General features: G+C 29.4%; 12 protein-coding genes. 3 read left to right on the top strand and 9 right to left on the bottom strand.

Annotated features, from left to right (window positions below; genetic code table 11):
• Position 1: 1 nt before the first annotated feature.
• Complete coding sequence (locus tag FBE96_RS06100) at positions 2 to 1,198, top strand: hypothetical protein (RefSeq protein WP_002906890.1); 1,197 nt, start codon at positions 2 to 4, stop codon at positions 1,196 to 1,198.
• Here FBE96_RS06100 and FBE96_RS06095 read toward each other — a convergent pair.
• The 4 genes from FBE96_RS06095 to FBE96_RS06080 all read right to left on the bottom strand — a co-directional run bounded on the left by FBE96_RS06095 (position 1,195) and on the right by FBE96_RS06080 (position 4,875).
• Positions 1,195 to 2,097 (bottom strand): radical SAM protein, encoded by a 903-nt coding sequence (locus tag FBE96_RS06095; RefSeq protein WP_002868553.1) that lies wholly within the window; start codon positions 2,095 to 2,097, stop codon positions 1,195 to 1,197. The two genes, FBE96_RS06100 and FBE96_RS06095, sit on opposite strands and share 4 nt — an antisense overlap.
• The gene (gene hemE, locus FBE96_RS06090) at positions 2,094 to 3,116 is read right to left on the bottom strand and encodes a uroporphyrinogen decarboxylase (protein ID WP_002868554.1); all 1,023 of its coding nucleotides are present in this window, start codon (positions 3,114 to 3,116) and stop codon (positions 2,094 to 2,096) included. Before hemE ends, FBE96_RS06095 begins: the two co-directional genes overlap by 4 nt.
• 183 nt (positions 3,117 to 3,299) lie before the next feature.
• Positions 3,300 to 3,620 carry an invasion antigen CiaC gene (ciaC, locus tag FBE96_RS06085; RefSeq protein WP_002871667.1) on the bottom strand — a complete coding sequence of 107 codons (321 nt, stop codon included), beginning with the start codon at positions 3,618 to 3,620 and terminating at the stop codon, positions 3,300 to 3,302.
• Positions 3,621 to 3,675: 55 nt separating this feature from the next.
• Positions 3,676 to 4,875, bottom strand: coding sequence for an MFS transporter (locus FBE96_RS06080; RefSeq protein WP_002853238.1), 1,200 nt, complete (start codon positions 4,873 to 4,875; stop codon positions 3,676 to 3,678).
• A 112-nt stretch (positions 4,876 to 4,987) separates the two neighbouring features.
• Between FBE96_RS06080 and FBE96_RS06075 the strand changes: the two genes are divergently transcribed.
• The gene (locus FBE96_RS06075; protein ID WP_002853243.1) at positions 4,988 to 5,590 is read left to right on the top strand and encodes a hypothetical protein; all 603 of its coding nucleotides are present in this window, start codon (positions 4,988 to 4,990) and stop codon (positions 5,588 to 5,590) included.
• On the opposite strand, the gene pdxA is transcribed toward FBE96_RS06075, so the two are convergent.
• Complete coding sequence (gene pdxA / locus FBE96_RS06070) at positions 5,580 to 6,674, bottom strand: 4-hydroxythreonine-4-phosphate dehydrogenase (protein ID WP_002867362.1); 1,095 nt, start codon at positions 6,672 to 6,674, stop codon at positions 5,580 to 5,582. The two genes, FBE96_RS06075 and pdxA, sit on opposite strands and share 11 nt — an antisense overlap.
• Complete coding sequence (locus FBE96_RS06065; protein WP_002868556.1) at positions 6,671 to 7,444, bottom strand: pyridoxine 5'-phosphate synthase; 774 nt, start codon at positions 7,442 to 7,444, stop codon at positions 6,671 to 6,673. The genes pdxA and FBE96_RS06065 overlap by 4 nt, the downstream gene beginning before the upstream one ends.
• Positions 7,445 to 7,499: 55 nt before the next feature.
• On the opposite strand from FBE96_RS06065, the gene FBE96_RS06060 reads away from it, so the two are divergent.
• On the top strand, positions 7,500 to 8,474 hold the full coding sequence (locus tag FBE96_RS06060) for a Ppx/GppA phosphatase family protein (RefSeq protein ID WP_002853555.1): 975 nt from the start codon (positions 7,500 to 7,502) through the stop codon (positions 8,472 to 8,474).
• On the opposite strand, the gene FBE96_RS06055 is transcribed toward FBE96_RS06060, so the two are convergent.
• From FBE96_RS06055 to glyS, 3 genes are read right to left on the bottom strand one after another with little or no spacing between them, the layout of a single operon-like run.
• Positions 8,471 to 9,421, bottom strand: a complete 951-nt coding sequence (locus tag FBE96_RS06055) for an SAM-dependent methyltransferase (RefSeq protein WP_002868557.1) — start codon at positions 9,419 to 9,421, stop codon at positions 8,471 to 8,473. The two genes, FBE96_RS06060 and FBE96_RS06055, sit on opposite strands and share 4 nt — an antisense overlap.
• Positions 9,418 to 10,239 (bottom strand): M23 family metallopeptidase, encoded by an 822-nt coding sequence (locus FBE96_RS06050; RefSeq protein WP_002868558.1) that lies wholly within the window; start codon positions 10,237 to 10,239, stop codon positions 9,418 to 9,420. Before FBE96_RS06050 ends, FBE96_RS06055 begins: the two co-directional genes overlap by 4 nt.
• Positions 10,236 to 12,230, bottom strand: coding sequence for a glycine--tRNA ligase subunit beta (gene glyS, locus FBE96_RS06045; RefSeq protein WP_002875340.1), 1,995 nt, complete (start codon positions 12,228 to 12,230; stop codon positions 10,236 to 10,238). Before glyS ends, FBE96_RS06050 begins: the two co-directional genes overlap by 4 nt.
• Positions 12,231 to 12,265 lie beyond the last annotated feature (35 nt).

Here is a 12,265-nt window from a genome sequence, read left to right as displayed (position 1 = left end):
TTTGATATTAGCAGGGATAATTTTTATTTTTAATCTAATTTTAGCGTATTTAAGTATTGATATCTCAAAGCTTGATAGTGTTACTGAACAACTGAAAATAGGTATGTTTTCTAGCATTTTTGTTTTATCTTTAACACTTTTTATTTTTGCTTTTAGGCAAAATAGAAATATAAACAAAATATATCAAAAAATTTTTTGCATGCAAAATGATTTTTTAAATTTTCAAAAAAAGATTGATGTTGATAGTGCGCTTGATTTGTTAAAGGAAAAATTTGAAACTACGAGCCAAAATTTAACTAAAATATCCCATGAAAAAGATAGATATTTGCATTTATTGGAGGAAAATTTATATCAGCTTGTAAATATATCTAATGCAATGCGTTGCTTAAATGAAGGGTATAATGAAGAAATTAATTCTTTGATTTTAAATGCCTTAAATTCTCAAAAAGATCAAATTAGATTAGAATTAAATGAGGCTTTAGAGCATCATAAAAGCATTATAGGAACATCTCATGGAAAGGTTTTGCAATTTGAAGCAAGTGTGGCCATAGTTAATAATGATGAGCTTGAGAATTTTTTACTTGCAAATTTACTTTCGTATTTTGGCATAGAAAGCACTTGTTTTAAAAATTTAAGTTTTGATGTTAATGACTTTCATTTGATTTTTATCAAGGATAAAATTTTCAATAAAAATGTAAAGAAAAATTATGATTTTATAGTGATGGGTCGGCATAAAAATACACATTATGAGTATTTTTTAACTTTACCTTTTGAAAAAAAAGATCTTGAAAATATTTTGCAAAACAAGCTTGATAAGGTTTGCACTTTAAAATTTAAAACCCCTTATCAAAATAATGTATTGCTTTTTAAACAAAATGATTTTGATGCAACCTTGTTTTTTAATATAATAGAAAAACAATGTGATAAAAATATATGTATAAATTCTTTTAGTCAATTAAAACAAGAATTAAGCAAGGAGACTTATCGTTTGATTTTACTTGATTATGAATTAATTAAATTTGATCTTGAGCAAATGAGAAATTTGCTAAGTGCTTATAAAAAACAGCATCCACAAAGCCATATCATCTTTTTTTCAAAGGAAAAAGTTAGGGATTTTGATTGTGTGAGCGAAGTTTTAAGTGATGTAAGTAGAAATGATCTTATAACTTTACTTAGAAAGTATTTGCCAAAGGCCTAAACTTTATAAAATTTAACTCCAGCTAAATCGAGAATTTTTACCTTTTTTTCTTTGATAAGTTGATTTAAGAGAGTTTTGGATTGTTCATCAAATTTCACTTCAATGTCTATTTCGCTTTGTGAGCGCAAATGAAGCATTTTTAATAATTCTTCTTCATTGAAGCTTAGTTTTTCACCTTCATAATGTCTTTTGGCTAAGAGTACGGGAGTAGAATCTATAAGTTTAGAAAGTTCTAAAAGTTTTTCTTCGCTTACTTTTTTAACAGCATAAGCAGGAGGTCTATCTATGGTGCTTAGATCAACTCTTAAAGGCATGATTTTTTTTAAAGCTTGATTGAGCGCTTTAAATTCTTCTTCGTTGTCATTAAGATCTTTAACAACTAGAATTTCCATAATCAAATCTCCATTAAACCTAGCTCTAAAATCTGCCATTTTTTCTATCATTTTTTCTAAGTCAATGTTTTTTAAAGCTCTATCAATACGATAAAAAGTTTTAGCAACTGCACTATCTAGGCTAAATTTGACCACATCTAGTTTTAGCAAAGCATTAAATTTGTCTTCATCTAATACAGCTGTACCATTGCTTAAAATAAGCAATTTTTTATCTTTAGCAATGCTGCGTAAAGATAAAATAAGCTCATTTAAATAAGGATAAAGACTAGGCTCTCCGTTGGCAGTAAGGGTAAGAAAATCAAATTCAACATTTTTTTCAAGCATAACTTTAACTTCGGAGATAATTTTATCTATGCTGATAATTTCATCCTGTTTTTCTTGGGCTTTTTTTGGATCAAGCTCGCAATAAACACAATCAAAATTGCATTGTTTTTTACTAGGGCTTAAATCTATACCCAAAGATCTTCCAAAACGCCTTGAGCTAACAGGACCAAAGAGTATTTTCATTTAGCTGAACTTTCTTGTACAAGCTTGATAAAATATTTTGCATTTTCAACAGGAATATCAGGCAAGATCCCATGTCCTAAGTTGAAAATATGAGCTTTATTTTGCATGGTTTTTAGTATTTTTCCGACTCCTTCTTTGATGGCATTTTTATCATAAAGTCTACAAGGTTCCATGTTGCCTTGAAGAGTGTATTTGTGCGATAGTTTATCACGTGCTAAATCAAGCGGAGTGCTCCAATCAACTCCAAAAACATCAAAATTACCATCGATTCTATCCAAATAACCGCTAATGCCTTTAGGGAATAAAATTACAGGTATATTTGGGTATTTGCTTTTAATAAAATTTGAAATTTCAAGCATATAATTAAAAGAGAATTCAAAAAACTTATCATATTCTAAAGCACTTGCCCAGCTATCAAAAATTTGTATAGCATTAGCACCTGCTTTAATTTGCTCTTCTAAATAAAGTTTTAAAACTTGAGTTAGTTTGTTTAGAATTTTATGTAAAAGTTCTGGGTTTTGATAAAGCATTTTTTTACACTTTGCATAATTTTTACTTCCACTTCCTTCTATCATATAGGTAGCTATAGTCCAAGGGCTTCCGCAAAATCCTATTAAAGCCTTGTTTTGAGATAATTTTTCTCTTGTAAGCTTTAAGGCATCATAGACATAATTTAATTTTTTATGTGCATTTTGATCGTCAAGTTTTTCTAAATCTTCTAGGGTTGAAATAGGATTACCAAAAACAGGCCCTTCTCCTTTTTCAAAACGTAAATTCATACCCATTTCAAGAGGAACAACTAAGATATCTGAAAAAATGATTGCTGCATCTACATCTAAAATATCAATAGGCTGTAAAGAAACTTCAGAAGCTTTTTTATAGTCTTTGCATAAAGAGAGAAAATCACCCGCTTGTTTTCTTACTTCCATATATTCTGGCAAATACCTTCCTGCTTGACGCATCATCCAAATAGGGGTGTAGGGTGTAGGTTTTTTAAAGCAAGCATCGATAAAAATCATTATTTTCCTTTGTTTTTAGCAAAATTATAACAGAATTTGATAAATTAAATTGGTCAATTTTTCTATATTTTCTTCATATAGAGGAAATAATAAATTTTTTCATTTTATCCAGAGTTATTAGAAATTTTACGAGAATTATTGGAATTCTCGTTTATGTAGTTTGAGTTTTGATTGATTTGTATATTAAGCCTTTGTATTGTTTGTGGCATTTCCTGCGTCAATTGTAGTAAAAAGCTTATTTAGCAAAGTCTCCTCATTTTTTTTGTATTGATCTTCTCTCATTTTTTGCCAAACATAAGATCTAAAATCTTCTCTAACAGCACCAAGATCAATGTCTTCGTTAGTAAATTTGCTTGAGTTTGTTTTTTTATCTTCCTTTTCTTCTTTGTTTTTTACTTCATTTAATGTGGCTTGAAATTCATCTGCCGAAGTATTTTTTTCTTTAACTTTAGTTGTGGTGCTAAAGATAGCATTTGATGTTTTTTGAGTATTATCTACTACCATTTTCTCCTCCTTTATTTAACTTTACATTAAATAAGCAAGCAATTTCTATTCCAATTTATACCTTTGTAAAACTTTTTCTTTGAAATTTTTTATAATTTAATTTATCTTTGGCAAAAAGCAAGGCAAAAATCAAAGCAGGGCTTACAAAAAGTGCTGAAAATAAAGCATTAAATTCTATACCCAATCTTGCTAAAACAATCCCACCTAAAAAACTTGCTAAAGCTATGCCTACATTAAAAGCTGCTTCATTCACACTTACTGTACTGTCTATGACTTTATAAGTATGGCGTTTAGCTTTAGTAATGCTAAGCATTTTTAGTGCAGGTATGGTTGAAAAGGCAAAAAATCCTATCAAAGCTACGCTAAAAATGATTAAAATTTTAGAATGCATGGTGAGAAATACACTTAAAAATACTAGAACTTGTATGCTTAAAATAAGACGCAAAGAAAAAATAGCACCTTTTTTATCTACTATTTTTCCGCCCCATAAATTCCCACAAATTGCACAAATTCCATATAAAAGCAAGATATAAGCTGTATCTTGGACTTTAAAACCGCTTATTTCTACAAGTATTTTTTGCAAATAAGTATAAAGAACAAATTGAGCCCCACAACTACAAATGGTTATAGTATAAGTTTTTAACAAATTTTGATGAGAAAAAGCAGGGATTAGATTTTTAAGATTGGTTGGGCTAGGATGTAAATTTTTGGGCATCATATGCCATACTCCAAAAAATGCTAGACTTGTAATGATAAAAATGAGTAAAAAGATAAATTTAAAGCCAAAATAATGCCCTATAAAAGTTCCAAGCGGCACTCCAGTAACTAAGGCTACAGTAAGCCCTGTGACCATTATAGCTAGAGCACTTGATTTTTTATCATCTGGAGTTATAGCACTTACAGCTAAGGTGGCAATGACAAAAAATACCCCATGTTGTGTTCCTGCTATAAAGCGTGCAAAAGCAGTAAGATAGAAATTTTGGCTAAAAAAGATGATGAAATTTGCTAAAGCAAAAATTCCAAGATTGATTAAAAGTTGTGTATGTCTATGAAAACGACTTAAAGGTATGGTGATAAGAGGAGCACCTATAACAACACCTATAGCATATAAGGTTGTAAGATAGCCCGCGGTTTTTGCATCTACGCTAAAATACGCTTCAACATCAACCAAAACTCCTGCCATAACAAATTCAGTTACGCCCATACAAAAAGCACTAAGAGCTAGTGCAAAAAGAGCTTTTTTGTAATTTTGCATTTTAAGTTCCTTATAAAAAATAAAAACGCATTATAATAAAATAAAGGCTTAATTTCCTTAAAAAATTCAAAATATTTTTGTTAAAATAAAATAAAAATTTTAAAGGTAAATAATGAAAAAAATTATTTTATTGCTTGGTTTAAGTTTGGCGAGTTTAGGGGCTTTGAGTTTTGATGAGCTTATTTATAAAGATGAAGTAAAACCTAGTTTTGATTGCTCTAAAATCAAATATGATGGCAAAAGTGATGATGAACTTATGATATGCAATAAAATTGGTGTGCGTAATGAATTTGATAATAAAAAACTTGCTTTAGTAGATAACATCTATAGTAGTTTATATCAAAATATTTCAAAAAAAGCAGATAAAAAGATGAAAAAAGATTTTAAAGCCATTTCAAAAAAGATGCTTAAAGAAAGAAAAATTTGTATAAAAAATATGCAAAATACAAAAGCAGGGGAAAATCCTCTTTTATCTTTACTCAATGCAAGTGATTGCATGCAAGAAGCTTATATTAAGGTTTTATTAGAACTTATGCAAAGAGCAAAAAAAGATACAAAGACTAAAGAAGTTTTAGAGCAAATTTTTAAAAATAAAGTTGATAAATATGAAAATTTACTCACTCAAAGTTTAAATACCAATAAAGATTTGCAAGATTTTATAGACAGCTTAGCTAAAGAAGATTTGATTGATTCTAGGGCTAAATTTAAGCTTTAGAATGTAAATTGATTGCAAATTTAGCCGCTTCAAAATAACTTTTAGTGTTGATTTTAGCATTTTTATAGGCCTTATCAAAGGCCGTGCCATGATCAACGCTAACGCGTATGATAGGTAAATTTAAACTTACATTGATGCTTTTATCAAAATACAAGGCCTTTAAAGGAGCAAGGGCAAGATCGTGATACATAGCCACTAAACGATTGCAGTTTTTTAAACCAGTCTTAGTAAAAGCTGTATCAGCCACTAAAGGATAGGGTAGATAAACGCCCTTGCCTTTAAAATTTAAAAGCAATTCTTTTTGTAAATTTTCATCTTTTAAGGCTTTTTTGAAAAATTTTTCATCTTTTTTAGAGTGTAAAAAGGCATTAACAAAGGCTATAGCTTTTTCCATGATCTTTTCTTCTTCTCCACCTATAACTCCATAATCTCCAGCGTGAGGATTAAAACCTAAAAGCCCCATTTTTTTAAAATGTGTTTCTTTGTAAAAATCTTTTAAAAAGATACTTAAATTTTTAAAAGTGATTTTTTTACTCACCTTAGCTAAAGGTATATGTTCGCTAAAAAGCCCTACAAAAAGTTCTTTGCAACCTAACATCATAATGGCATTTTTTTTAAAAAAATCCCTTAAAGCATCGGTGTGTCCTTTGTATTTAAGTCCTGCATCTTCCCAAGCTTTTTTGTGTATAGGTAGAGTAAGCAAGGCATGGGCGTGTTTTTCATAGACAAAATAACTTGCCGCCTTAAAACTTAAAAAACCATAAAGTCCACTTTTTGTATCTATTTCTCCGGCTTTGATTTCAAAATTTTCATCCACTTTAAAGCCTAAAGGAAGGTAGAAAGAGTAAATTTCAAGAGAATTTTCTTTTTTTACAAAATTAAACTCATAGTCTTTTCCATCTTTAAAAGCTACGATTTTTGCATTAAAAAGTTTTAAATTTAAAAGTTTTGAAGCTTTATCAAGCAAGCTTTCGTGGATAAAATAAAAAGGTGTGCAGATTTTGCTTAGTTCTTCATGAGAACGCACTAAAATTTCAAGTCCTATGCCGTTTATATCGCCTATACTAATGGCTAGTTTTTTCATCTTTTAATAAGTTCTTTCATTTCCAAAATAGCGTTTTGAAGTCCTGTAAATACAGATCTTGCTACAATGCTTTGTCCTATATTTAGCTCGCAAATTTCTTTAATTTTTACTACGGGTTTTACATTTTTGTAATTTAAACCATGTCCCGCGGCTACTTTTAAGCCAAGTTCTAGGCCTTTTTTGGCACAGAGTTCTAAATTTTGTAATTCTTTTTCAAATTGAGCTTGCAAGGTTTTTTTATCTTGATTGAGTTCTTTTAAGGCAAAAGCAGTATGAGAGATATTACTAAAAAGTGCGTTGTGCAAATTCGCATAATGTCCTGTATGAAGCTCTATGAATTGGGCTTTTAAAATTTTTGATTTTTCTATATCTTCTAAACTAGGATTGATAAAAAGTGAAACTTCAATGTTTGCATTTTGAAGTTTTTCTATGCTTTGTCTTAATTTAGCATGATTTAAACAAAGCCCCCCTTCTGTAGTAAGCTCTTCTCTTTTTTCAGGCACTAAAGTAACGCGGTGAGGTTTGAGTTTAAGAGCTAAATTTAAAATTTCATCATTTAAAGCACATTCTAAATTGATAGGGCTTTTGCAAAATTTTATAATATTTTCCAAGTCAAAATCCTGAGCATGACGGCGATCTTCTCTTACATGCAAAGTGATTTGATCTCCGTGTCTAGCTACTATAAAAGCAGCTTCTAAAAGATCAGGATCATTTACCATTCTAGCTTGTCTTAACACTGCAATATGATCGATATTTACACCTAAAAGCATATTTTTCCTTTAGAACTTTTTTGCTATTATACTATAAAATCAAATAAGGAAAGTCATGTTAGGTATAGATCTTGGTTCAAATACTTTAAGAGCAGTACAAATGGATGAAAAATTAAATAAATTAAAAGAATATGAATTTGTTATTGGGGCAGCGAAAAATCTAAATCAAAGTGGAGAAATTTCTAAAGAAGCCATACAAAGATTAAAAAATACTTTGAGTATTTTAGCTAAAGAGCAAGATTTAAGCAAAGCGAGAGCTGTAGCGACTGCAGCTTTTAGAAAGGCAAGCAATACAAATGAAATTTTTGCCCATTTAAAAAAAGAATTTGGGATTGATTTTAAGCTTATAGATGCCAAAAGTGAAGCTAAGATCAGTGTTTTAGGTATGCAATCAGGTTTAAGAAGGCTTAAAATTTGGGGAGAGTTTGCGTATTGTGATTTAGGAGGGGCTTCTTGTGAGCTTTCTTTTGGAAAAAGTTTTAAAAGTTTTGATTTTGGTATTATTAGTTTTTATGAAAAAAATTACCATTCTTATTATAAATCTTGTATTTCTTATAAAAAATTAATAAAAAAATATCCTAAATTTATCATAAATATTAAAGATAAAAAACTTAAAATTCATTTTTTAATTGCAAATCCCTATTTAAAGCATCTAGCTTTTAGGGCTTTTGATGAGGTGGCTATGATTAAAAAGGAACTTCGTTCTTTAGGGGCTAAAACGGTGGTTTTAAATTCCGGAGTTCCTACCACACTTAGCGCATTAAAACAAAATATAAGCTATGAAAAGTATGAAGCAACTAAAGTAAATGGTAAAAAACTTTGCCATAAGGATTTTTTAAATTATGCTATTAAACTTTTTCATATGGAAGAAAAAAAAGCTATAAAAGAAGTAGGCACGATGAGAAAAAATTATTTGAGTGCAGGTTGTTTGCTGTTTTATGCTTTGTTTGATAAACATAAACTTCTAGTCATTGATGAGGGTTTAAGAGAGGGGGTTTGTTTAGCAAGTATGAAAAATATAAAATTTTAGTTTTTTTGAAATTCGAAAAAATGAAATTTTTCATCAAAATTAAAAAATAAAATTTTAGCTTGAGATAAAAAACTTTCGTAAGTTTTAATGTTTTTATTTTTTGCGTATTCTAATAAATCTTCAAAACCAAAATCCATGAAAGCAAGACTTTGTTTTTTAAAAGCTAAAGGTTTAAAATCATATTCTTTGATGAGTTTTTGAAGATGAGTAAAATTGACATTATAAGTTAGATCGCTTTTGCCGAAAAAATCTTTTAAAGATACTTCAAAAGGGCTAAAAACTTCGTGCTTTTGATAGATTCTTAAGCTAAAACTTTGTGGATTTAAGGTTCCATAGTCAAATCCCGCAAATATAAATCTCTCACAAGTTTGGTTTAAATCTTTAAAAAAATTTTCAAGCTCTAAACTGAGTTCACCTTTTTTAAGATTTAAAGCTTTGCATTTTGTGATTAAATTTTCATCCATATTTTTAAAAATAAGTTTAAAATTTTCTACAAATGCCATTTTATCATGATCTATAAGTTCGCAAGCAAAACTATCAAAAAGTTCATTGCAAAAGAAAAAAGCGTTCTTAAAATGGCATTCTTTAAGACTATTTTTGTGAGTAAATTCCACTCCTTCTAAAGTCTTTTTTTGTAAAGTTCTTAATTTTTCATGCGGTTCTATGACGAAAAAAGAAATTTGAGAAAAAATTTCAGGTCTTAATTCAAGCAAAGCGGATAAAAAATCACGACTTAAATATCCTTCATTAGCGCCTATTTCTACAAGTTCTAAAGGGAGTTGTAAAATTTTTTTATCTATTAAATTTAAAAAATGCTTGGCTAAAAGTGTGCCAAAAAGATTTCCTACGCTTACAGCAGTAAAAAAATCTCCGTTTTTTCCTATACTTACAGCATTTTTATAATAGCTTTCATGGAGCCAAGCATGGAAAAAGTCACTAAATTTCATTGAAAAATAGCATTAAATTTGGATACAAAATCCAAAGGATCAACTTGTTTGCCTCCAGCTAAAATTCCAAAATGCAAATGCGGCCCACTTACCCTACCACTAGCTCCGCTAAGTCCTATAAGTTCGCCTTTTTTTATCTTTTGTCCTACTTTAACATCGATTTTAGAAAGATGATAATATTGTGAATAAATTCCAAAACCATGATCAATGACTACTGAATTTCCTGCGAAATAACGATCTTTTGCAATTTTTACTATGCCTGAGTTGGCTGCATAAATAGGTGTTCCTGTGGCAGCTCTAAAGTCCGTTCCGCTATGATAACTTGCTACTTTTTCATTAAAAGTTCTTGCTTTGCCAAAATCACTTGTGATAAAAGAATTTAAAGGTATATTAAAAGCACCGTTAAATAAAGCTTTTGGAGTATAAGAACTATAAATCGCATTGGCTTCTTTTAATTCTTTAGTGATGCGTTCTTGTATGGTTTTTGGTGGAAAAATCTTTTTGTTTTCAACTTGCAATTTTTCACTTTTATAATTACCTTCTAAAGTTTTTATGAAAATTTCTTCTTTTTTATCTTTATAAAATGCGATAAGTTTTGTATTTTGCGGGGGATTTTTGTAAGGTAAGGAAAAAATAGCTAGAACTTTTTCTTGATTTTTAGGATGTGTAAAAGTGGGAATATTTTTACCATTATTTTTTAAAGATAAAAAATCTTTCTTATCTAGCTCCAAAAATAAAGCTTGACCTTTGATGAGTTCTAAATTTTGAGCTCCAAAAAGCCAAAGAGTAAGGCTTAAAAAAAGCCATAAGGCTTTCATAGGCTTAACTCTTTAAGATCGGCGATTTTTAAAAACTCCGCATAAATTTCATAAACCAAAGCTTGGCGATTATTTTTAAGTTTTTCATCTTCAGCATTAATCATCACTTGATTAAAAAACTCATCAATAAAAGGCTTAAGTGCAAAAAGATTTTCAAGTTTTTCTTGTAAAGAGTTGGCTTTAGTTTTTTCTTGAAAAGCTTTGTAAAGTTTACTTTCTGCTTCTTGAACAAAAAGACTTTCATCAACTTTATGAGGATTTTTAGTGGCGATATTGGCTAGTCTTTTAAAGGTTGCAAAATTTTCATTAAAATTATCTTTTTTGCTAAGTTTTATAAGAGCATTTACGCTTTGATTGATATGGATAAGATCTGTATTTTGTGAGCTTAAAACCGCTTTTACAAAAGAAGCATTGACTGTATAAAAAGTATAAAGTCTTTCAAAAATAAAATTTTTTAAAATTTGCATATCAAAGCTTTTATAATGATTTGAAAGTTTTTCTAATAAAATTTGGATATCAAATTCTTTATTTAAATTTAAAGCAATTTTAATGATCCCATTGGCAGCTCTTCTTAAGGCATAAGGATCCTTTGTTCCGCTTGGAATTTTTCCTATGCTAAAAAGTCCTATAAGGGTATCAAGCTTGTTTGCAAGGGCTACTATGCTTGAAAATTCTGTACTTGGAAGTGGAGCTTGTTCGGAATTAGGAAGATATTGTTCTTTGATGGCTAAGCAAATTTGATAATCTAAGCCCATTTTTTGCGCATAATAACTTCCCATAATGCCTTGCAAATCAGTAAATTCATAAACCATTTGTGTGGCTAAGTCTGCTTTGGCGTATTTTAGTGCTGTGCTGATATTTTCGATTTTATCATTATGGAGCATTTGACATAAAATTTCAGCAATTTTAATCTCTCTTAAACTTTTATCTTGCATTGTGCCTAAACCTTCAAGATAGGTCATTTTGGCAAGTTTTTCAGGTTTTAAGCCATTTTGTAAATCATTTTGATAAAAAAACATTGCATCGCTAAGTCTTGCACGCAAAACTCTTTCATTTCCATGTATGATTTTTGAATAATCCTTACATACTGCATTACTTACTACTATAAAATGATTACTTAAGCCTTTATCGTTAAAAACTGCAAAATAACGTTGATTTTCTCTCATTGAAGTGATGATTACTTCGCTAGGAATTTCTAAAAATTCTTCTTCAAAACTTCCTAAAAGTGCATTAGGATATTCTGTGATAGCAACTACTTCAGCTAAAAGCTCTTCATCTTCTCCAATTTGTATATTTTTTTGACTTTCTATGAGTTTAAATTGCTCAAGTATTTTTTCCTTTCTTTTGATTGGATCAAGGATGATATAGTTTTTTTTTAGTAGTTCAAAATATTCTTTTGCATTGTTAAAATCTTGCAAATCATAACTTACGCTTCTGTGAATGAAAGTTTTTTTAGTACTTTTTACTCCATAGCTTTGAAAATTAACAAGTTCATCATTTAAAATGCAAGCTATAGAACGGATCGCACGGATGAATTCAAAAGAATTTGCACCCCAGCGCATACTTTTGCCAAAACTAAGACTTTTTAGAAATTTTTCTACCATTTCTCCTAAAATTTCTTGACTTTGCAAACCTTTAATAGCTTTTTGATGGTACAAAACTTCCTTGCCTTTGATTTCTTTAAAAGAGAGTTCATTTTCACTGATCCTTGCTTTTTGCAGGAAGCTTTGTCCCGCAGGAGTTAAAACTCCATCTTTATAAGCAACATTTTTAGGTGCTCCTATAAATTCAGCAAAGCTATCTTCTTGTTTGTCTGCAAAATTTTCATGAAAAAAAACTAAACGACGCGGAGTATAATAAAATTTAAAATCACTTACCAAGCGGTATTCTTCTAAAACATTGTTCCATTTTTTTTCTATATTAGCTAATTCTTTTAGCAAAGGAATAGCAGGTAATTCTTCTGTACCAATTTCTATTAATAATTCACTCATAATTTACTCTTTTTAAAATTTATTTCTAATTTTAA

The sequence above is a fragment of the Campylobacter sp. CFSAN093241 genome (assembly GCF_012889595.1).
Lineage (GTDB): Bacteria > Campylobacterota > Campylobacteria > Campylobacterales > Campylobacteraceae > Campylobacter_D > Campylobacter_D jejuni.
Note: the sequence above shows the minus strand (reverse complement) of the source record. Positions and strands in the feature narration are given on the sequence as shown.